At 63.4% G+C, this 19,865-nt stretch carries 21 protein-coding genes and 1 pseudogene; 13 read left to right on the top strand and 9 right to left on the bottom strand.

What is annotated here, in order from left to right; genetic code table 11:
* Nucleotides 1-65 precede the first annotated feature (65 nt).
* Nucleotides 66-896, bottom strand: coding sequence for an IclR family transcriptional regulator (locus AC07OJ_RS01650; RefSeq protein WP_106804313.1), 831 nt, complete (start codon nucleotides 894-896; stop codon nucleotides 66-68).
* A 242-nt stretch (nucleotides 897-1,138) separates the two neighbouring features.
* On the opposite strand from AC07OJ_RS01650, the gene AC07OJ_RS01645 reads away from it, so the two are divergent.
* From AC07OJ_RS01645 to AC07OJ_RS01615, 7 genes are read left to right on the top strand one after another with little or no spacing between them, the layout of a single operon-like run.
* The gene (locus AC07OJ_RS01645) at nucleotides 1,139-2,167 is read left to right on the top strand and encodes an ABC transporter ATP-binding protein (RefSeq protein ID WP_495093755.1); all 1,029 of its coding nucleotides are present in this window, start codon (nucleotides 1,139-1,141) and stop codon (nucleotides 2,165-2,167) included.
* Nucleotides 2,164-3,009: an ABC transporter permease gene (locus AC07OJ_RS01640; RefSeq protein WP_495093754.1), complete on the top strand. Its 846-nt coding sequence runs from the start codon at nucleotides 2,164-2,166 to the stop codon at nucleotides 3,007-3,009. Before AC07OJ_RS01645 ends, AC07OJ_RS01640 begins: the two co-directional genes overlap by 4 nt.
* 4 nt (nucleotides 3,010-3,013) lie before the next feature.
* Nucleotides 3,014-3,808: an ABC transporter permease gene (locus AC07OJ_RS01635; RefSeq protein ID WP_065906030.1), complete on the top strand. Its 795-nt coding sequence runs from the start codon at nucleotides 3,014-3,016 to the stop codon at nucleotides 3,806-3,808.
* Complete coding sequence (locus AC07OJ_RS01630; RefSeq protein ID WP_495093753.1) at nucleotides 3,808-4,098, top strand: (2Fe-2S)-binding protein; 291 nt, start codon at nucleotides 3,808-3,810, stop codon at nucleotides 4,096-4,098. Before AC07OJ_RS01635 ends, AC07OJ_RS01630 begins: the two co-directional genes overlap by 1 nt.
* A complete protein-coding gene (locus AC07OJ_RS01625) occupies nucleotides 4,095-5,438 on the top strand; it encodes an FAD/NAD(P)-dependent oxidoreductase (RefSeq protein WP_495093752.1) in 1,344 nt (447 codons plus the stop codon). Before AC07OJ_RS01630 ends, AC07OJ_RS01625 begins: the two co-directional genes overlap by 4 nt.
* The gene (locus tag AC07OJ_RS01620) at nucleotides 5,435-6,532 is read left to right on the top strand and encodes an NAD(P)/FAD-dependent oxidoreductase (protein WP_495093751.1); all 1,098 of its coding nucleotides are present in this window, start codon (nucleotides 5,435-5,437) and stop codon (nucleotides 6,530-6,532) included. The genes AC07OJ_RS01625 and AC07OJ_RS01620 overlap by 4 nt, the downstream gene beginning before the upstream one ends.
* Before the next feature lie 14 nt (nucleotides 6,533-6,546).
* The gene (locus AC07OJ_RS01615) at nucleotides 6,547-7,578 is read left to right on the top strand and encodes an ABC transporter substrate-binding protein (protein ID WP_495093750.1); all 1,032 of its coding nucleotides are present in this window, start codon (nucleotides 6,547-6,549) and stop codon (nucleotides 7,576-7,578) included.
* A gap of 134 nt (nucleotides 7,579-7,712) precedes the next feature.
* Here the strand turns inward: AC07OJ_RS01615 and nadE are convergent, their stop codons facing one another.
* The 3 genes from nadE to AC07OJ_RS01600 all read right to left on the bottom strand — a co-directional run bounded on the left by nadE (nucleotide 7,713) and on the right by AC07OJ_RS01600 (nucleotide 10,501).
* Nucleotides 7,713-8,528, bottom strand: coding sequence for an NAD(+) synthase (gene nadE / locus AC07OJ_RS01610; protein WP_213552477.1), 816 nt, complete (start codon nucleotides 8,526-8,528; stop codon nucleotides 7,713-7,715).
* Between the two features lie 75 nt (nucleotides 8,529-8,603).
* Nucleotides 8,604-9,842: a nicotinate phosphoribosyltransferase gene (gene pncB, locus AC07OJ_RS01605; RefSeq protein WP_495093749.1), complete on the bottom strand. Its 1,239-nt coding sequence runs from the start codon at nucleotides 9,840-9,842 to the stop codon at nucleotides 8,604-8,606.
* Nucleotides 9,843-9,853: 11 nt separating this feature from the next.
* A complete protein-coding gene (locus AC07OJ_RS01600; protein WP_495093748.1) occupies nucleotides 9,854-10,501 on the bottom strand; it encodes a nicotinamidase in 648 nt (215 codons plus the stop codon).
* A 146-nt stretch (nucleotides 10,502-10,647) separates the two neighbouring features.
* Here AC07OJ_RS01600 and AC07OJ_RS01595 point away from each other — a divergent pair, with 146 nt between their 5' ends.
* The gene (locus AC07OJ_RS01595; protein WP_495093747.1) at nucleotides 10,648-11,340 is read left to right on the top strand and encodes an NUDIX hydrolase; all 693 of its coding nucleotides are present in this window, start codon (nucleotides 10,648-10,650) and stop codon (nucleotides 11,338-11,340) included.
* Between the two features lie 42 nt (nucleotides 11,341-11,382).
* Here AC07OJ_RS01595 and AC07OJ_RS01590 read toward each other — a convergent pair whose 3' ends face one another.
* Together AC07OJ_RS01590 and AC07OJ_RS01585 are read right to left on the bottom strand one after the other, a co-directional pair.
* On the bottom strand, nucleotides 11,383-12,156 hold the full coding sequence (locus tag AC07OJ_RS01590; protein WP_495093746.1) for an L-iditol 2-dehydrogenase: 774 nt from the start codon (nucleotides 12,154-12,156) through the stop codon (nucleotides 11,383-11,385).
* An 18-nt stretch (nucleotides 12,157-12,174) separates the two neighbouring features.
* Nucleotides 12,175-13,485 carry an ABC transporter substrate-binding protein gene (locus tag AC07OJ_RS01585; protein WP_495093745.1) on the bottom strand — a complete coding sequence of 437 codons (1,311 nt, stop codon included), beginning with the start codon at nucleotides 13,483-13,485 and terminating at the stop codon, nucleotides 12,175-12,177.
* A 210-nt stretch (nucleotides 13,486-13,695) separates the two neighbouring features.
* On the opposite strand from AC07OJ_RS01585, the gene AC07OJ_RS01580 reads away from it, so the two are divergent.
* The 3 genes from AC07OJ_RS01580 to AC07OJ_RS01570 all read left to right on the top strand — a co-directional run bounded on the left by AC07OJ_RS01580 (nucleotide 13,696) and on the right by AC07OJ_RS01570 (nucleotide 16,780).
* Nucleotides 13,696-14,634 (top strand): helix-turn-helix domain-containing protein, encoded by a 939-nt coding sequence (locus AC07OJ_RS01580; protein WP_495093744.1) that lies wholly within the window; start codon nucleotides 13,696-13,698, stop codon nucleotides 14,632-14,634.
* 155 nt (nucleotides 14,635-14,789) lie between these two features.
* Nucleotides 14,790-15,737 carry a nucleoside-specific channel-forming protein Tsx gene (locus AC07OJ_RS01575; RefSeq protein WP_065906007.1) on the top strand — a complete coding sequence of 316 codons (948 nt, stop codon included), beginning with the start codon at nucleotides 14,790-14,792 and terminating at the stop codon, nucleotides 15,735-15,737.
* 14 nt (nucleotides 15,738-15,751) lie between these two features.
* Nucleotides 15,752-16,780, top strand: coding sequence for a purine-nucleoside phosphorylase (locus AC07OJ_RS01570; protein ID WP_120448244.1), 1,029 nt, complete (start codon nucleotides 15,752-15,754; stop codon nucleotides 16,778-16,780).
* A 428-nt stretch (nucleotides 16,781-17,208) separates the two neighbouring features.
* Here the strand turns inward: AC07OJ_RS01570 and AC07OJ_RS01565 are convergent, their stop codons facing one another.
* The 3 genes and pseudogenes from AC07OJ_RS01565 to AC07OJ_RS01555 form a co-directional block, all read right to left on the bottom strand.
* Nucleotides 17,209-18,168: a quinone oxidoreductase family protein gene (locus AC07OJ_RS01565; protein WP_120448243.1), complete on the bottom strand. Its 960-nt coding sequence runs from the start codon at nucleotides 18,166-18,168 to the stop codon at nucleotides 17,209-17,211.
* A gap of 27 nt (nucleotides 18,169-18,195) precedes the next feature.
* Entirely contained in the window at nucleotides 18,196-18,369 is a 174-nt protein-coding gene (locus AC07OJ_RS01560) for a DUF1427 family protein (RefSeq protein WP_074851542.1), read from the bottom strand.
* 70 nt (nucleotides 18,370-18,439) lie between these two features.
* A pseudogene (locus tag AC07OJ_RS01555) lies at nucleotides 18,440-19,224 on the bottom strand (AraC family transcriptional regulator).
* A 117-nt stretch (nucleotides 19,225-19,341) separates the two neighbouring features.
* Here AC07OJ_RS01555 and AC07OJ_RS01550 point away from each other — a divergent pair.
* Together AC07OJ_RS01550 and AC07OJ_RS01545 are read left to right on the top strand one after the other, a co-directional pair.
* Nucleotides 19,342-19,584 carry a DUF6555 family protein gene (locus AC07OJ_RS01550; protein WP_495093743.1) on the top strand — a complete coding sequence of 81 codons (243 nt, stop codon included), beginning with the start codon at nucleotides 19,342-19,344 and terminating at the stop codon, nucleotides 19,582-19,584.
* 14 nt (nucleotides 19,585-19,598) lie between these two features.
* Nucleotides 19,599-19,862, top strand: a complete 264-nt coding sequence (locus AC07OJ_RS01545; protein WP_120448241.1) for a hypothetical protein — start codon at nucleotides 19,599-19,601, stop codon at nucleotides 19,860-19,862.
* Nucleotides 19,863-19,865: the final 3 nt, after the last annotated feature.

Raw genomic sequence — 19,865 nt, 5'->3', positions numbered from 1 at the left:
GACTGACCTGTCGCATTCGCGAGCAAGCCCGCTCCCACACTGGTCTTCATCATGGCGGAGAGGGGTTACCCACCGAAGGTCTGCGACGGCCTGCGCAGGGTCGGATCAAACGGGTTGATCCTCGGCCCGATCGCCGCCGCTTCGCGCTTGAGCAACTCAACCACCATTGGCAAGCGGCTCGGCCCCAACCGATCACTGATGGTCGCCACACTCAGCGCCGCCACCGCGTGGCCGTCGCGATTGAGGATCGGCACCGCCAGGCCCGCCATGCCTTCCAGCACCCCGGTATTGCGCGCCGCATAACCCAGGTTGCGCACGTTCTCGACCTCCGAGCGCAGCAGCACCTCGTCGTACAGGTGAAAGTCCTTGAGCCGTGGCAGGTTGTAGCGGATCACCGTCTCGCGCTCTTCTTCCGGCAGGAACGCCAGGATCGCCAGGCTGCCCTGGCCCACGCCCAGCGCCACCCGCCCGCCGATATCGCCGGTGAAGGTACGGATCGGGTACGGCCCTTCGCTGCGGTCGAGGCAGATCGCATCGAAGCCACTGCGCGCCAGCAGGAACAGCGAATCACCCAATGACGCACTCAGGCGCAGCATGCTCGGCCGCACCAGGTCGCGCAGGTTGCCGGTCTTGCCCGCGTTCGCCGCCAGCGCGAAGAACTCCAGGCTCAAGCGATAGCGCTTGCTGCGCGCATCCTGCTCGACCATGCCCTCATCCATCAGGCTGCGCAGCAGGCGGTGAGTGGTGGGCTGGGACAGGCCCACCTGTTGCGCAAGTTGGGTCACGCGTTCGCCACCTTCCGGCACCTCGCCCAGGGTGCGCAGCAGCGCAAACAGTCGGGAGACTCCGCCGGCGCCGACTTCGCGGGCATTTTCATTCCGCTCAGTGGAATCCATATCACGTGATCTCTTAGAAAATTCTGGTGAGTGAATAAAAACGAAAAAAGTAGTTCATTGAGTGAAATTCCATCTTCCGCCCATCCTAGTCTTCGTCCTAATCTGCGTCCACAGGGGCGAAATGAACAACTAACGGCAGCCGACTCAAGATCGAGCGCCAACGCACCGGCAACACCTCATTCGCATCTGCCCAAAACAAAAAAGCGCGTTTCGACGCGACTCAAAAAAGGTGGAACGCAGACATGGCATTTCTCCAACTCAACGCCTTGAGCAAACGCTACGGCGCCGTCGACGCGGTGGTCGCCACTGACCTGGCGGTGGAAAAAGGCGAGTTCGTTTCGCTGCTCGGCCCTTCTGGCTGCGGCAAGACCACCACTCTGCAAATGATCGCCGGTTTCGTCGATGTCAGCGCCGGGCAGATCCTGCTCGACGGGCGCGACATCACCCACGCCAAGCCCGCCAGCCGTGGCCTGGGGGTGGTATTCCAGAGCTATGCGCTGTTCCCGCACATGACCGTGCGCGACAATGTCGCCTTCGGCCTGAAGATGCGCAAAGTGCCGTCCGCCGAGATCGCCAGCAAGGTCAACACCGTGCTCGAACTGGTGCGCCTGGCACCCCACGCCGAGCGTTACCCACGGGAGCTGTCCGGCGGCCAGCGCCAACGCGTGGCCCTGGCCCGCGCCCTGGTGATCGAACCACCGGTATTGCTGCTCGATGAACCGCTGTCCAACCTCGACGCCAACCTGCGCGAAGAGATGCAGTTCGAGATCTGTCGCATCCAGTGCGCCGTCGGCATCACCACGTTGATGGTGACCCACGACCAGGCCGAAGCCCTGTCGATCAGCGACCGCGTGGTGGTGATGCAGGCCGGCCGCGTGACTCAGATCGACGCGCCGTACAAGCTCTATGAACACCCGCGCACGCGCTTTATCTCGGACTTCGTCGGCAAGGCCAACTTGCTCGCCGGTGATTACGATCAACTGGGTATCCCGCAGGTGCGCCACGAAAGCGGCGACGGCGAACTGGTCCTGAGCCTGCGCCCGGAAAAGATCAGCCTGGTGCAAGCCGGTGCCGGGCGCCTGCAGGGCAAGGTGCTCGACCGCTACTTCTTCGGCAGCCAATGGCTGTACCGCATCCACACCCCTCTCGGCGAAATCACCGTGGTGCGCAGCAATGACGGCAGCGCGCCGCTGGGCTGCGGCGCGGCGGTCGGCCTGGAGTGGCAGGCCGAGCTGCTGCGGGTACTGGCGGCGGATGAGGTGCACGCATGAGTCGGGGCTACTTGCTTTCGCTGCCGGCCCTGCTGCTGTTTACCGGGCTGCTGATCCTGCCGCTCGGGCTGACACTGGTGCTGTCGTTCAACGTGTTCGACTACCAGGTCGGCGTCAAGGGCAATGAATGGACCCTGGCCCACTACCTGGCGCTGTTCAGTGACTCGTACTTCTACGAGATCTTCTGGCGCACCTTCTGGATCAGCGCGCTGGTGACCCTGCTGTGCGTGGTGATCGGCGTCCCCGAGGCTTACATCCTCAGTCGCATGGGCACGCCATGGCGCTCGATCTTCCTGATCCTGATCCTCACGCCGCTGCTGATTTCGGTGGTGGTGCGCGCCTTCGGCTGGAGCCTGCTGCTGGGTGCCGACGGGTTGGTCAACCAGGTGATCCAGGCCCTCGGCGGGCGCCCGGTGAAGCTGCTGTACACGCCATTCGCAGTGATCATCGCGCTGGTGCACGTGATGCTGCCGTTCATGATCATTCCGGTGTGGACCTCGCTGCAAAAGCTCGACCCGTCGGCTGAACAGGCCGCGCTGTCGCTGGGTGCAAGCCAGGCCACGGTGATGCGCAGGATCGTGTTGCCCCAGGTGATGCCCGGCGTGCTGTCCGGCACCCTGATCGTGTTCGGCCTGGCCGCCAGTTCGTTTGCGATTCCCGGCCTGCTTGGCGGACGACGCCTGAAAATGGTCGCCACCGTGGTGTACGACCAGTACCTCTCGGAACTCAACTGGCCCATGGGCGCCACCATCGCGGTGGTGCTGCTGTTGGTCAATCTGCTGATCATGCTGAGCTGGAACCGCATGGTCGAAGGCCGCTATAAAAAGTCCCTGGGGGTTTAAGCGCATGTCCAGAAACGGTCCTTTGGCCCTCGGCTTTCACGGCCTGGTGGTGCTGTTCATGATGGCGCCGCTGGTGGTGGTCTGCCTGGTGGCCTTCACCCCGGAAAACACCTTGAGCCTGCCCACCTCGGGCTTCTCCCTGCGCTGGTTTCGCGCAGTGTTCGAGCGTGCCGACTTTATCCAGGCGTTCTACAACAGCCTGATCCTGGCGTTTACCGCCGCGACCCTGGCCACCTTGATTGCCGTGCCGGCGGCCTTGGCGATCAGCCGGTACTCGTTCCCGGGGCGCAACTTTTTCAGCGCGTTGTTCCTGTCGCCGATCATCATTCCGCACCTGGTCCTGGGCGTGGCGATGCTGCGCCTGTTCGCGCTGATGGGCGTGAACGGCAGTTTCACCTGGCTGATGCTCGCGCACGTGGTGATCATCACCCCGTATGTGCTACGCCTGGTGCTGGCAGCGGCGATCGGTATTGACCGCAGTGCCGAACAGGCCGCGGAGTCCCTGGGCGCCGGGCGCTTCACGCTGTTTCGCCAGATCACCTTGCCGATGATTTTGCCCGGCGTCGCCGGTGGTTGGCTGCTGGCCTTCATCAACAGTTTCGATGAGGTGACGTTGTCGATCTTCGTCAGTTCGCCGGCCACGCAGACGCTGCCGGTGCGCATGTACGTGTACGCCACCGAGTCCATCGACCCGATGATGGCGGCGGTGTCGGCGTTGGTGATTGCGCTGACGGCGGCGACCATGATTCTGCTCGACCGGGTCTACGGCCTGGACCGCGTGCTGGTGGGGAAACATTGATGGCCTTGTTCAAACGATTGGTCGAAACCACGCGCCCTGCCCTGTCCTTTACCCTGGACGGGCAACCCGCCACCGGCTTGCTCGGCGACACGTTGCTGACCGCCGTACTGACCTGCGCCGAGCACCTGCGCGGCAGTGATTTCAGCGCCGAACGCCGCGCCGGGTTTTGCCTGATGGGCGCCTGCCAGGATTGCTGGGTGCGGCTTGAGGATGGGCGCCGCGTGCGGGCCTGCTCGACACTGCTGGAAGAAGGCCAGGCGATCAGCCGCGAGCCGGGGCGCCAGCTATGAAGCCGGTAGTGATTGTCGGTGCCGGCCCGGCAGGGATCAGCGCTGCGCGCACCCTGCTCGACCATGGCATCAAAGCCTGCCTGGTGGATGAAAGCCTGCGCGGCGGCGGGCAGATCTATCGGCGCCAGCCGGCAAACTTCCAGCGTACGGCCAAGCAGATCTACGGGTTCGAGGCGCGCAAGGCCGAGGCCGTGCACCGTACGCTGGATGAACTCGCGCCGCTGATCGACTACCGCCCGCAAACGCTGGTATGGAACGCCGAGGATGGGCGCCTGGACATGCTCAATAACGGGCGTGCCGAGAGCGTCGAGTATGCGCGGATCATCGTCGCCACCGGCGCCACCGACCGCATCCTGCCAGTCCCGGGCTGGACCTTGCCGGGGGTGTACAGCCTGGGCGCGGCGCAAATCGCCTTGAAGTATCAGGGCTGCGCGATTGGTGAACGGGTGGCGTTTTGTGGCAGCGGACCGTTGCTGTATTTGGTCGCGTACCAGTACGCCAAGGCCGGCGCCCAGGTGGTGGCAGTGCTCGACAGCGCGCCGTTCAGCGCGCAATGCCGTGCAGTGCCGGCCCTGCTCCGGCAACCGTTGACCTTGGCCAAGGGCTTGTATTACCGCGCCTGGCTGACCGCTCACGGCGTGCCCGTGCACCAGGGCGCAACGCTTCAACAGATCAACGGCGAGCAACGCGTGCGTGGCATCCGCTGGGACCAGCAGGTGCTGGAATGTGACGCCGTGGGCTTCGCCCATGCCTTGCGCAGCGAGACACAGCTGGCGGACTTGCTCGGCTGTGAGTTTGCCTGGAGCGCGTTGAATCGCGCCTGGTTGCCGCAACGCGACGGCGCCGGGCGCAGCAGTGTGAGCGACGTGTACCTGGCCGGCGATGGCGCTGGAATCATGGGGGCAGACGCGGCAGCAATGGCCGGCGAACGCGCAGCCTTGGCGGTGCTGGAAGATTCAGGCATTGCCATCGATCATCGCCGCCCGGCTGAGCTGGAGCAGCAACTGGCGGCTATCCAGCGCTTTCGCCATGGTCTGGAAACCGCGTTCCCGTTCCCTGAAGACTGGGCTGCGCAGGCGCCGGATGCGTTGATCCTGTGCCGCTGTGAGGAAGTCAGCGTCGGTGATGTGCGCGCCGTGGTCGATGAAGGGCATTGGGAAATCAATCGGGTCAAGGCGCATTGCCGCGTCGGCATGGGTCGCTGCCAGGGCCGCATGTGCGGGCTGGCGGCGGCGGAAATCGTCGCCGAGCGCAGCGGTCGCGCAGTTGAAAACGTCGGCCGCCTGCGTGGCCAGGCTCCGATCAAGCCGTTGCCGTTCGGCGTGGAGGTGCAGCCATGACCGACGTCATCGTACTCGGCGGCGGCATTGTCGGCGCTTCGGCAGCCTTGATGCTGGCGCAGAAGGGCCAGCGCGTGGCCCTGGTGGAACGGGATTTTTGCGGCTCGCATTCCAGTGGTGTGAATTACGGCGGCGTACGCCGACAAGGCCGGCCGCTGCATCAGTTACCGCTGTCGCAACGCGCGCATGCGCTGTGGTCCGACCTGCCGGGGTTGATCGGCATCGACGGCGAGTACGTGCGTTCCGGGCATCTGAAACTCGCGCGCAGCGCGGCGGATTTTGCTGCGCTGCAAGCCTATGCCGAGCACACCCGAGGCTTTGGCCTGGGCTTGCAATTGCTGGACTACACCGAGCTACGTGCACGCTTTCCCTGGGTCGGCGATATCGCCGTGGGTGCTTCGTTGTGTCCGGAAGACGGGCATGCCAACCCGCGACTGGTGTCTCCGGCTTTCGCCCGTGCCGCGCAACGCCTTGGCGCGGCGGTCCACGAGCGGGCCGAAGTGCTTCAGGTCGAACATGACGGCCAGCGCTTTCAGGTGCGCTGCGCCAACGGCCTGCACTTGCAGGCGCCGTGGTTACTCAATTGCGCCGGCGCCTGGGCCGGCACCATCGCCGCGCACTTTGGCGAGCCGGTGCCGATTACCTCGGCGCATCCGGCGATGCTGGTCACCGAGCCATTGCCGATGGTGATGAACGTGAGCACCGGCGTCGAAGGCGGCGGGATTTATGCGCGGCAGGTCGCCCGCGGCAATTGCATCCTCGGTGGCGGGCGCGGTTTTGCCCTCGGCCCGCTGACGGCGCGCCCTGGCCAGGTCGCAGTACTGGAGATTCTGCGCAATGCCGGCGAGTTGTACCCGTTCCTCAAGGGTGCCCAGGCGATTCGCACCTGGAGCGGCACCGAAGGTTACCTACCCGATCACGAACCGGTGATCGGTCCCAGCAGTACCCAACCGGGCTTGCTCCACGGTTTCGGCTTTGCCGGCGCCGGGTTCCAGCTCGGCCCCGCGGTCGGTGAAGCCCTGGCAGAGATTGTCTGCGACGGGGCCAGCCGCCAACCCATCGAAGCGTTTTCCATCCGTCGTTTCCAAGCCTGAGAGGAAAAACCTCCATGAACCTCCGTATTGCGCTGTCCTGCTTGTCCCTCGCCTTGCTCACCACCACCGCAAACGCCGCGCCGACGCTGTACCTGGGCATGAATGGCGGCACCATGGAACGGGTGTACGCCGACAAGGTGCTGCCCGCGTTCGAGAAGGCCAACAACGTCAAGGTGGTGATCGTGCCTGGCACCTCGTCGGACATCCTCGCCAAGGTCCAGGCCAACAAAGACAACCCGCAGATGCACGTGATGTTCCTCGACGACGGCATCATGTACCGCGCCATCTCCATGGGCCTGTGCGACACGTTGGCGCCGAGCTCGACCCTGGAGCAGATCCCGGCCAAGGCGAAAATCAAGCAGCAGGCCGTGGCCGTGACCCTGGGCGTCACCGGCCTGGGCTACAACGCCAAGATGTTCAAGGAAAAAGGCTGGGCCGCGCCCACCTCGTGGATGGACCTGGCCGACCCGCGCTTCAAGGACAAAGTGGTGTTCCAGTCCCTGGCCTCGTCGACCTTCGGCCTGCACGGCTTCTTGATGTTCAACCGCATCCAGGGCGGCGATGAAACCAACGTCGACCCGGGCTTCAAGGCCTGGCCGAAAACCGTTGGCCCCAACGTACTGGAATACATCGCCAGCTCGGCGAAAATCTCCGAGATGGTGCAGACCGACGAAGCGGCGATCTTCCCCCTCACCCCGACCCAGGTCACCACCCAGAAGTTGCTCGGCGTGCCGATGGAATATGCGCAACCGAAGGAAGGCGCGGTGGTGCTGAACGTGGCTGAATGCGTGATTGCACGCAATGACCAGCCGGAACTGGCGCAGAAACTCGTAGCATTTTTGCTGACCGCCGAGGCCCAGGCACCGGCGCTGGAAGAAGGCGACCAGATCCCGTCGAACCCCACCACACCGACCACCGACAAGACCCGCGCACGGGTGGAGGCGATGCAGGGTTACTTGCAGACGGCGATTTCGATTGATTGGGACCAGGTGAACCAGGCGCGGCCGGAGTGGAATGCGCGGTGGAGTCGGTCGATCGAGCGATAGGCCGACATAGCGGACGCTCCCACGTGGTGGACGTGGGAGTTACGCTTACCTTGCCCTGGCGAAAAACCACAACGATAACGCGGGCATGCTGGAAGTGCGCGGTGCCGATGGGTTTTTCGCTGGCGAGCCGGCGCCTACGAGGGAGTGATGGGCAGTGCGCGTTTGTGGGCGGTCTTGAGGTAGGCCTGCTCGATAAGGGTCCTCACTCGTTCGCTCACCGGCTCGCCCATCAGGTAGGCGTCGATCTCTGCATAAGTACAGCCGTAGGCGTGTTCGTCCGGTTTGCCCGGCACCAGCTCTTCCAGGTCGGCGGTCGGCAGTTTGTGCACCAGCGTCGCCGGAGCGCCGAGGGCGCTGGCCAGCAGGCGTACCTGGGTCTTGGTCAGCCCCGAGAGCGGCGCCAGGTCGCAGGCGCCGTCGCCGAATTTGGTGAAGAAACCCATCAGCGCTTCGGCGCCATGGTCGGTGCCGACCACCAGGCCGTTGTGCAGGTTGGCCACCGCGTACTGGGCGATCATGCGAGTGCGGGCCTTGACGTTGCCTTTGATGAAATCCACGTGGCTGGCGCTGGCTTGGTTGGCGTCGAGGCTGGCCATCAGGCCATCGACGCTGGCGCCAATGTTCAGGGTCTCGATGTGGTCCGGGGCGATGAAATCCAGCGAGGCCTGGGCGTCGCTTTCATCGGCCTGGGTTTTATAGGGCAAGCGCATGGCGATAAAGCGCGCGGCGTAGTCCTCATTTCGCAGTTGCTCGACCGCCAACTGGCACAAGCGGCCGGCGGTCAGCGAGTCGACACCGCCACTGATGCCCAGTACCAGGGCCTTGCAGCCGGACTGGCGCAAGGTGGTCTTGATGAAATCGATGCGCCGCTGGACCTCTTTGGCTTCATCGCCCTTGCCCAGTTGCCGATCGATATTCAGTTCCTGCGCGATACGTTCTTGGGTTTGCATATCACACCTCTGTATTGCCTGGATTGACCTGTGGGAGCGGGCTTGCTCGCGAAGACGACGTGTCAGTCGACCCCGTCAGCGCTGATCCACCGCATTCGGGAGCACGCCCCCTCCTACAGAAAACACCTGGGCCGCGTACTGCAAGAACGACGGGTCTTCGCAGACGTTCTTGATCGGATCATCGGAGAATTTCACCACCGGCTCGCCGTGCACCCGCACCAGCTTCATCACGATGCTCAGCGGCTCGACGCCCTCCACATCGCAGGCCAGGCTGGTGCCCATGCCGAAGCCGAACTTGGCCTTGCCACGGATGTGCCGCAGGATCGGCAGGCATTTTTCGAAGTTCAGGCCGTCGGAAAACATCAGGTCCTTGGTCATCGGGTCGATGCCCAACTGTTTGTAGCGGGCCAGCACCTTGTCGGCCCAGGCGATAGGGTCGCCGGAGTCCTGGCGCAGGCCGTCGTAGAGCTTGGCGAAGTACAAGTCGAAATCCTTGAGGAAAAAGTCGGTACTGATGCAGTCGGTCAAGGCGATGCCGAGGCGGCCCCGGTACTCACGCACCCAGTTTTCCAGCGCGGCGTTCTGGCTTTCACGCAGGCGGCCCAGTTGCTGGTGCACCATCAGCCATTGGTGGGCCATGGTGCCGATCAGCGGCAGGTCGAACTCATAGGCCAGGTGCGCATTGCTGGTGCCGACGAACTGACCGGGGAAGTCGCGGCGCATGATGTCCACCACTTCGCGCTGGGCCTTGAACGACAGGCGCCGGCGGGTCGAGAAGTCCGACACACGCAAGTCGGCCAGCTCCTCGCGGCTGAGGTTTTTCTCCAGCCAGTCGAACTTCTGGTAGAGCTTGCGGGTGACGTCTTCCAGGCTCACGTCGGGGTATTTGTCGCGGTTGCGCAACTCGCTGACCAGTGCCAGAACCGGCTGCTCGAACATGATGCAGTGCAGCATCGGGCCGACCACGCGGATGTTCAACTGGCCGTCGATCTCACTGACGTGGATATAACGCAGATTGAAGCGAAACAGGCCGAGGAAGCGCTCGTAGTCCGGGGTCAGGTATTCGCGAAAACGCGGGTTGAACAGAAAGCGCAGCTCGCCTTCACGCATCTGCAGGCCGGCCATGTTCTCCAGCTCGGCGCGCAACGCGGGGATCAGGTGGCCGAGCTTTTCCCTGGAGCGGACGATGAAGTTGTATTCCACATCGACATTCGGGTGCTGGTGCAACACCGCCTGCATCATGGTGAAGGTGTAGTAGTCGGTGTCGAGCAAGCCCTGGATCACCGGGGATTCGTAGTCGTAGGCACTTTCCATGGTGTATCTCCTTAACGCGTGGCCATCGCGGCCAGTTCTTCGCGGGTGCTGCTGATGCAGGCACCGGCCTTGAGCAACTCTTTCACGGCCTGAACACCGCCCTCCTCGCTGATACTGCGGCACGCCGGCACGTGCAGGACCACCTCCAGCCCGGCCTTGAGCAGTTGCAGGGCGGTGGTCTTGACGCAGTAGTCGAGGGCCAGGCCGCCGACGATCACGCGGCTGACACCTTGGGCCTTGAGGTACTCGATCACGCCGGTTGAGAGCTTGTCGTGCAGGTCGTGGTAGCAGGCGCCGTAGGGGTGCAGGTCGGGTTCGACGCCTTTCCAGATGAAGTAGTCGTAGTCATAGGGCGTGGGCAGTTCGTCGAGCAAGGTAAAGCCCTCGGTACCCGGCACGCAGTGGCTGACCCAGGTAACATCGGCGTGGACCAGGCCGGTGGGCTGCAGCATCTCGCTGTGCTGCGTGACGACCCAGGGTGCATGCGGGGTGTGCGCGTCCTTGCTGCCGACGCGGTGGCCGGCGAGGCTGGCCATGAAGTTGAGTTCGGCACCGATCTGATCACCACCGACCACGGGCAGTTCGTTGGGGCACAGCGGCGTGAAGCTCTTCTGCGCATCGACGTCGAATGAAGCAATGGCGGTTTTCGCGAGGGTCATGGCGGATCTCCTGTGGCCTGGAATTAAAAGTACACGTCATGTACTTTCATTGCAAGAAACATTTAGATATCTATCCCGGGCCCAGTACATGACATATCTGTTCGATCCGCTAGACTGTGCCTCATCGTTGTTCAGAAGGACGTCACATGCCCCTTAGCCCCTACCTCCATACCGTCGACCTGTGCGTGTTGTGCTATTGCCGCACGGCCGGCGAACTGAAACTGCTGCTGAACAAGCGCGAGGCCGAGCCGTTTGCCGGGCACTGGGCATTGCCCGGCGTGGTGGTGAATGGCGACGTGCAAGATCTGAGCCTCCAGGCTGCCGTGGAGCGTTTGCGCACCAGCGACAAGGTCGGCCTGGCGTTGGCCTGGAGTGAACAAGTGGGCACGGTGGGTGACGCGTTCCGCGATCCGCGTTGCTGGTCGTCGTCGACCTTTTACCTGGCGATCGTCGCGGATGAAGTCAGCCTGGGTGAGCACCAGGAGTGGTTTACGCTGAAGGCAGTGGCCGATGGCAGCATCAAGCTGCCGTTCGATCACAACAGTATCGTCGCGGCGGTGCAGGAACGGTTGCTCTCCAAGTCGCTGTACAGCAGCTTGCCGCTGATGTTCCTGGGCAATGAATTCAGCGCACCGGAAGCGACCACGATCTTTTCCCTGGTGCTGGAGCGGCCGGTATTGAAGACCAGTATTCGCCAGCGGCTATTGAAGCTGACAGAGGCGGGGTATCTGCGTGAGACGGGGCGCAAGAAGCACGGTGAAGGCGGCCGGCCCCAGGCGACGGTGGAGAACCTGAAGCCCGGGGCGGTGTATTTTTTTGATCGCAGTTTCGCCGAGTAAAACACCCCTGCAGGCGCCCGGCTTGCCGGGCGCCTACCAGGATCAGTTCATCCAGTTGCCGCCGTCGACGTTGTAGGTCTGGGCCACCACATAGTCGGCCTCTTTGGACGCCAGGAAGATTGCCATCCCGGTCAGATCCTCTGCCGTACCCATCCGCCCGAACGGCACCTCACCCCCTACCCGCCTCTTCTTCTCGCCAGGCGGCAAACCTTCATGCCTGGCGAACAGCGCATCCACCCCATCCCAGTGTTCGCCATCCACCACACCGGGGGCGATGGCGTTGACGTTGATGCCCTGCTTGATCAGGTTCAACCCCGCCGATTGCGTAAGGCTGATCACCGCCGCCTTGGTTGCGCAGTAGACCGCCACCAGCGGCTCACCGCGCCGCCCGGCCTGGCTGGCCATGTTAATGATCTTGCCGCCGTGGCCCTGGCTGATCATCTGTCGCGCGGCAGCCTGCAGGGTGAACAGCGTGCCGGCGACATTGATCGAGAACAACCGCGCGTAGCTGTCGCGGGTGATGTCGACGATGGGCGCCAAGTCGAACAGCGCAGCGTTGTTGATCAGGATATCGAGCTTGCCGACCTGGGCGACCACGGCGGCAATCGCGCTGTCGATGGAGGCCTGGTCGGTGACGTCCATCGCCACCGCGTAGGCCTGGGGGCCCAGTTCGGCAGCAGTAGCCTGGGCGCGTTGCAGGTCGATATCGGCGATGGCAACGGTGGCGCCTTCGGCAATGTAGGCCTGGGCAAACGCGCGGCCGATCCCGCGCGCCGATCCGGTGATCAGCGCGCTCTTACCTTCGAGTCGTTTCATTGAGGTGTCCTGTCAAAACTATTTCGGGTAGCCGGCGCGTTTCATCTCGCGCTCGGTGGTGGACTGCGCCTGCTGCAACGCCTGGTCAACCGACATGCCGCCGGTGAGCGCCGCCGAGAACAGCTTGCCGACGGAGGTGCCGATGGCCTGGAACTCGGGGATGGTCACGTACTGGATGCCCACGTACGGCACGGGTTTGGCCGAGGGGTGCGCGGGATCGGCGTGCTTCATCATCTCCAGGGTCACCTGGGCGAACGGTGCAGCCTTGAGGTACGCCGCGTTGTAGGTGGATTGGCGGGTGCCCGGCGGTACGTTGGTGATGCCTTCTTTATCCGCGACCAACTGGATGTACGCCTTCGACGTCGCCCAGGCGATAAACGCCTTGGCGGCGTCCTTGTGCTGGGAGGTGGCCGGGATCGCCAGCGACCAGGCGTAGAGCCACGAGGAGCCTTTGTCGGTGACTTCAGTGGGGGCAGCCGCGAAGCCGACGCTGTCGGCGACCTTGCTCTGGCTCTTGTCGGTGGTGAAGGAGCCGGCGACGCTGGCATCGACCCAGATTGCGCATTTGCCGCTATTGAACAGCGCCAGGGTTTCGTTGAAGCCGTTGCTGGACACGCCCGGCGGGCCGTATTGCTTGAGGGTGTTGACGTAGAAGTTGGCGGCGGCGGTCCATTCGGGGCTGGTCAGCTCGGGCTTCCACTGCTCATCGAACCAGCGCGCGCCAAAGGCATTGGCCATGGTGCTCAGCAGTGCGATGTTCTCACCCCAGCCGGCCTTGCCGCGCAGGCATATGCCGTATTGGCCTTGGTCCTTGGCAGTGAGCTTGGCGGCGAACTCGCCGAGCTGCGTCCAGGTCGGGTGCGCAGGCATGCTCAGGCCAGCCTGCTTGAACAGGTCGGTGCGGTAGTAGGTCACGGTGCTTTCGCCGTAGAACGGCAACGCATACAGGGTGTCGTTGACCGACAGGCCCTGGCGCACCGACGGGAAGATGTCGTCGGCGTCGTAATCGGCCGGCAACTGGGTCAGCGGCTCCAGCCAGTGCTTGGCGCCCCACAGCGGCGTCTCATAGGTGCCAATGGTGAGCACATCAAACTGCCCGCCCTGGGTGGCGATATCGGTGGTGAGGCGCTGGCGCAGCACGTTTTCTTCCAGTACTACCCAGTTCAGCTGGATGTCCGGGTGTTGCTGCTCGAACACCTTGGACAGGCGCTGCATGCGGATCATGTCGCTGTTGTTGACGGTGGCGATGGTGACGGTGTCGGCGGCCTGACTGGGCATTGCCACTGCCAGGCCGGAAAGCAGGAACAACGCGTGCGGGAGCTTGAACATGGCGGTTTCCACCTGTTGTTTTTGTTGTTGAGCGCCGATTACAGCAGCTTGGCCAGTCCCCCACAAACGCAGGGCGAATGCTCGACTGATACTTTTTTAACCGCCGTTCCAGGATCAAAAAAGTATCAGTGCCGGGCGAAACCAGGGGTAGCGCACGGCTTGCCAACCCGCGTATTTTGAGCCGATCCAACAAGTAAAAGAGGCATCACCATGCCCATCAGCCGCGCCCAACTGTTCGAACACCGCCCTGCCGAGCTTGAAGTGATCCTGCCTGAGCCGGACCACTGCTTTCGCTGGTTCGAACATGACTACCCCTATGACCTGGCGCGCTGGAATCACCACCCCGAATTTGAAATCCACCTGATCCGCCAGGGCAGCGGCAAGCTGGTGGCGGGCGACTATATCGGCGCGTTCGGTGCCGGGCATGTCGCGCTGATCGGCCCGGACCTGCCGCACGACTGGATCGGCGAGCTGGCTCCCGGCGAATACCTGAGCGGCCGCGACGTGGTGCTGCAATTTGACGGCGCCGCCCTCCTCGCCTTGCGCAAGACCCTGCCCGAACTCGGCGACTTGCAGCCGCTGTTCGAGCAAGCCCGGCGCGGCCTGGAGTTCACCGGCGCCACGGCGCTGCAGGCTGCCCGCCTGATGGAAGCCATCGGCAGCGCCCACGGCCTGCAGCGGTTGATCCTGTTCCTGCAACTGCTCGACACCCTGAAAAACGCCTCGCCCCCCCAGGTAAAGGCGCTGGCCAGCCCCTGCTACGCGCCGACCCTGGACGCACGCAGCGCCGAACGCATCAACAAGGCCTTCGACTACTTGATGACGGAGCTGACCGGCGACGTGCGCCTGTCGGTCATCGCGCAACAACTGGAGATGAGCGAACCGGGTTTCTCGCGCTTCTTCAAACGCAACACCGGCCATGGCTTTATCGACCTGATGCGTAAATTCCGCGTGCAACGCGCCTGTCGGCTGCTGCTGCAGAGTGAGATGTCGGTGGCAGATATCTGCTTTGAAGTGGGCTACGCCAACCTGTCCAACTTCAACCGGCATTTTCGCATCGAGATGAACCAGACACCGAGTGAGTATCGGCGCGAAACCGCGATGCACCTGTTCAATCGCATCGAGAAAATGACACCCAGTCAATTTTGACCAAAAGGTCGATTAATCGCGCTTTTTTCCATTCAGCTCAATCCCTTGAACAAAGTTGGTACGCCACGTGCAAACGTTTGCGGAACGAACTTGCCAGCCAAGTTCACCACTACCCGCAGAATCGGGTTCCAACCGCGTACGAATAGGGATTTTCAATGCACCCCACCTCAAGGCCTCGTGCTTGCTTTGGTGTTTCCTTGCTACTGGCTGCCGTTACGGGAGTACTCAGTGCACCCATTTTGGCGCAGCAAAAACCCGTGGATGACTCGGCACAGGGCGAAACCCTCAGCCCCGAAGCCAGCCCGGCTAAAAAAGGCGTGTATTGGTCGGACTGGTTCAACCAGGACCTGACCTTGATCGGCAGCAAAGACATCAGCTTCGGCCCCAAGCCGCAGGACGACGTGTACCTGGAATACGAGTACTTCGGCCGCAAGGGGCCTTTCGAGCTGTACGGCTACATCGACGTGCCGAAGATCCTCACCATCGGTAACAGTAATGACAAAGGCGTGTGGGACCATGGCTCGCCGGTGTTCATGGAGCATGAGCCGCGTATTTCCATCGACTACCTGGCGGGGCGCAGCCTGGCCATCGGCCCGTTCAAGGAATGGTACGTGGCGTTCGACTGGATCTACGACCACGGCAGCAACAAGGACAACCGCGCCAACACCCTGTACAGCGGCCTCGGCACCGATATCGACACCCACTCGCGGGTCAACCTGTCGGCGAACTTCTACGGGCGTTACCAGTGGGAAAACTACGGCGCGAGCAATGAATACTCCTGGGATGGCTACCGCGCGCAGATGAAGTACATCGTGCCCATCAGCAGTTTCGACAACGGTGCCTCGCTGACCTACATCGGCTTCACCAACTACGATTTCGGCTCGGACCTGCACAAGGACAACCCGGCGCGCACCGCCAATTCCCTGGTGGCAACCAACGTGCTGCTGTACTCGTTCACGCACCTGCGCTTCACCCTGGTCGGTCGTTACTTTCATAACGGCGGCAACTGGGAGGATGGCAGCGAGCTGAACTTTGGCGAGGGCAACTTCCGCGCCCGCTCCGACGGCTGGGGTTACTACGCCGGCGTGGGCTATCAATTCTGATCAAGGAGCATTCGATGAAAGCGTTTACCCGTCTGTCACTGGCCATCGGCCTGGCGCTGCTGCCCCACGTGGTGCTGGCTGATACACCGGCGCCGATCAAGCCCAAAGTGATGCTGATCACCATGTTCGCCCCCGAGGCGCAAACCTGGATCGACCGCCTGGCACTCAAGCAGGAAGTGCGCGTGCCGGGCCTGTCGGCCGAATACCCGGTGATCCGCTGCAACACCGAGGACGTCTGCCTGCTGGTCACCGGCATGGGCCAGACCAACGCCGCCGCGTCCACCCTGGCACTGGCCCTGTCGCCCAAGTTCGACCTGCGCCAGAGCTATTTCCTGATCGCCGGGATTGCCGGCATCAGCCCCAAGCACGGCACCCTCGGCACGGCGGCGTGGGCGCATTACCTGGTGGAATTCGGCACCCAGTGGGAGCTGGACTCGCGGGATGCGCCCAAGGACTGGCCAACCGGCTATATCGGCATCAACACCAAGGGGCCCAACGAGAAACCACCGTTGGACTACAAGACCGAAGTGTTTGAGCTGAACCCGAAGCTGCAAGCCAAGGCGTTTGCGCTGTCGCAAAAAGTCGAGCTCACGGAAAGCAAGGAATCCAGCGCCTGGCGCAAACACTACCCCGCCGCGCCAGCCAACCAGCCGCCGCAGGTCACCCGCTGCGACACCCTGGCGGGTAACACCTGGTTCTCCGGCACGCGCCTGAGCGAGCGCGCCGAAGTCTGGACCCAGCTGCTCACGGACAATAAAGGCGAGTACTGCACCACCCAGCAGGAGGACAACTCCACCTACGAGGCCCTGCTGCGCGCCAGTCGCGAAGGGTTGGTGGATATCCAGCGCCTGGCGGTGGTGCGTGCCGGTTCCGATTTCGACCGCCCTTATCCTGGCTACAGCGAAGTGGACAACCTGCTGAAGTACGCCGATCAAGGCGGTTTTGTACCGGCGCTGGAGAACCTGTACCGCACGGGCAACCCGCTGGTGCAAGCGATCCTGAAGAACTGGTCGGCGTGGGAAAAAGGCGTCCCCGAAGCCTGACGAGCGTTGACTTGGGGGGCTGGCTGGCTTGCCTGCGATGACGGTGGGTCAGCCAGCTTAGCCGCTAATGATACTCCGCCTTCGCGGGCAAGCCCGCTCCCACAGTGGAGCTGCGCCAGACACGGAATTCAAGCCTGCACTCGATCAGTGTGGGAGCTGGCTTGCCTGCGATGGGGGTGGGTCAGCCAACTTCATCGCTACTGATCCACCGCTTTCGCGGGCAAGCCCGCTCCCACAGTGGAGCTGCGCCAGACACGGGACTCAAGCCTGCACTCGATGAGTGTGGGAGCTGGCTTGCCTGCGAAGGCGGTGGGTCAGCCAACTTCGCCGCTACTGGTCCACCGCCTTCGCGGGCAGGCCCGCTCCCACACTGGAGCTGCGCCAGACACGCGACTCAGGCCTGCACTCACCCCCCTTTTTTGAGCGTGTCAGGGCAGGAGGATGATCTTGTCAGCGCTGCCCTGGTTTACGTCTTGATAGCACTGCACCCCGTCGGCCAGCGCCACTTCGCGCAGGCCGGTGGGCAGCGGCAGCAGGCCTTCGTCGAAGAAGCGTCCGAACTGCTCGAGCATCACCGCGCATTGCTCGCAGTTGTAGAGCAACGAATTGATCCCCACCACCGAGCCACCCTTGCGGTACAGGGCCAGGGCCGGCAATTGCACGTGGCCGTCCACCGGCGCGGCGATGATCGCGATGCGACCGAATGGCGCCAGGCCCGCCACGGCCGCCGGCAACCAGAAACCGGTGGTGTCGAAGATCACATCGGCACCGCCCTTGAACACCGCGTTCACCTGCGCGCCCAGCTCGTCCGGCGTGCCCAGGGCAATCGCGTCGACACCCTGCGCCTGCAACACCTCGACCTGCTCGACCTTGCGCACCGCCGCCAGCACCTGGGCCCCGCGAATTTTCGCCAAGGCCAGCGCCGCGCTGCCGACCGCACCATTGGCACCGATCACCAGCAGCCGCGTGCCTTTGCCGACACCGCTGCGTTCCAGGGCATCCCAGGCGGTGGTGTACGGCACGCCAAGGCTTGCGGCCTGGGCAAAACTCAAGTGGCTGGGTTTATGCGCCACGCCCTTGGCGGACACGGTGAGGTACTCGGCGTGGGAACCATCGGCGAAAAAGCCCAGGTCGCGTCCGGTGCCCCACACGGCCTGACCGACCAGCGCCTGCGGCCCCTGCACCACCACACCGGCAAAATCGCGGCCCGGAATGCGCGGCAAGGTGGTATAGGGGAAGCGGCCGAGCACGTTTTTTACATCGCTGGGGTTCAGGCCCGCGGCCTTGATCTGGACCAGAACTTCACCGGCCGCCGGCACCGGGGTAGCGACGTCGACGAAACCCAGGGCGTTAAGGTCGCCGGTAGCGGAAAACTGCAGTGCTTTCATGACGCAATCCTTAGGAGAGAAAGAAAATCAGGACAACCAACCGCTGACCAGCTGCCGCCCCATGGGCCACAGCTGCTCGCCGAGCAGCATGCCCATCAGGCCCACCAGGGCGATGGCCGGCGGCGCGGGCGAGCGGAAATCCAGCGCGCCGTAAATCACGCCGACAAACAGGCCGATGGCGAGGGAGATCAGGTAGTTCATGGGGGCTGCGCCTCAGGGGGTTGATGGACTCAGTGTAGAGAGCCCATTTCTGAAGCATCGGCCAAGTGCTTCAGGATTTCGGCCAACCCCTCAGCCGACGTATTGCGAAGGCGCCACACCGAGTTCGCGGCGAAACATGTCGCTGAAACTGCTCGGCGAGTACCCAAGCGACCGTGCGATCGCACTGACAGACTGGCCCTGGATCAACTCCGCCACCGCCGTGGCCAGTTGCACCTGGCGGCGCCACTCGGCAAAGCCCATGCCCAGGTTGTGCTGGAACAGCCGCGCCAAGGTGCGCACGCTGGCACCTGCCGTGTCCGCGTGCTGCTCGAAGGGAATTTCCAGGGACGGCTCGGCCATCACCGATTGGCACGCGTTGATCAGGCGCCGGTCGGCCTCGACCGGCATGGCGATGCGGATCTGCGAGCGACGCGCCCGTTGCAGTTCCAGCAGGGCCAGGCCGACCACCGCGTCGTAATACGCCGCGTCAGCGCTGTCGCCCTGCTCCACCAGCGCGACGATCAGCTCACGCAGCAGCCCGCCGACCTCAATCACCTGCACCTGGCTGTCCAGCGTCGCCGCCAATGATGGGCGCAGGTAGATATTGCGCATCTGCAGGTCCGACACCACCCGGATCCCGTGCTCCACCCCAGGCGGCAGCCACACGGCACGCTGGGGCGGCACCACCAGGGCTTCGCGGGGGGTCTCGACCCACATCACGCCGCTCATGGCGTAGAGCAATTGTCCCCAGTCGTGACTGTGCGGCTCCACGTACAACCCACGCGGGTAAGTACGCGCCAAAGGCTGCACGGGGACGGCGTGATCACTGAGGTCGGGGGGCGCAGCCAGGGCCATGGGGGGCACGTCAATCAAGGGTGAGCTGCCATGGTAATGACCACCGCTCGACAATCCGAGTGAATTTTTAGCGCCCGCGAGGATCACTTGCTTTACACCACCAGGGTTGATGGGCCAATGAATAACGCAAAACTGTTCGTGATCGACTACAGCCTCCATGGCGAGCCGAAGTCATTCATCATCCGCCTGGAAAAGCTCGACACCCTGGAAGCCTGGCATTGGGCAAGCTGTGATGCCGGCGTGGGCCGTATCGGCCGTTTCGCCCGTGAGCAGGTCAAGAAGACCAGCCGGGAGCAGGCCGAGAAGTTCGGCATTACCAACGTGCAATGGCGCCGCTCGGATGCGCGCGCTCACGCTTGATCAGGGAGAGAACCATGGATTCAATCAATGGCAGGGCGCGCATTGATTACACCCGCGACACTTTGTTCGGGCCGCTGGCCAAACAGGCCGAGTGCCAGGTGAGCCTGCAACACGCGCCAGGCTGGCTGGTGCTGAAGGTCTTCCAGCCATTGCCGGATGATCTGCATGACGCGCAAACCGTCGTATTGGCACTGGAGGGCCGCCGTACCAGCGGCGTGGTGAAAGACCGTCAACGCCTGCCCGATCATAGCCTGCGGCTCGAACTCGAACGCCAGTGACCG

It is taken from the genome of Pseudomonas sp. GW821-FHT09C08, from assembly GCF_059418125.1.
The sequence above is the reverse complement of the archived record's forward strand: the minus strand, read 5'-3'. Positions and strand labels throughout refer to the sequence as shown.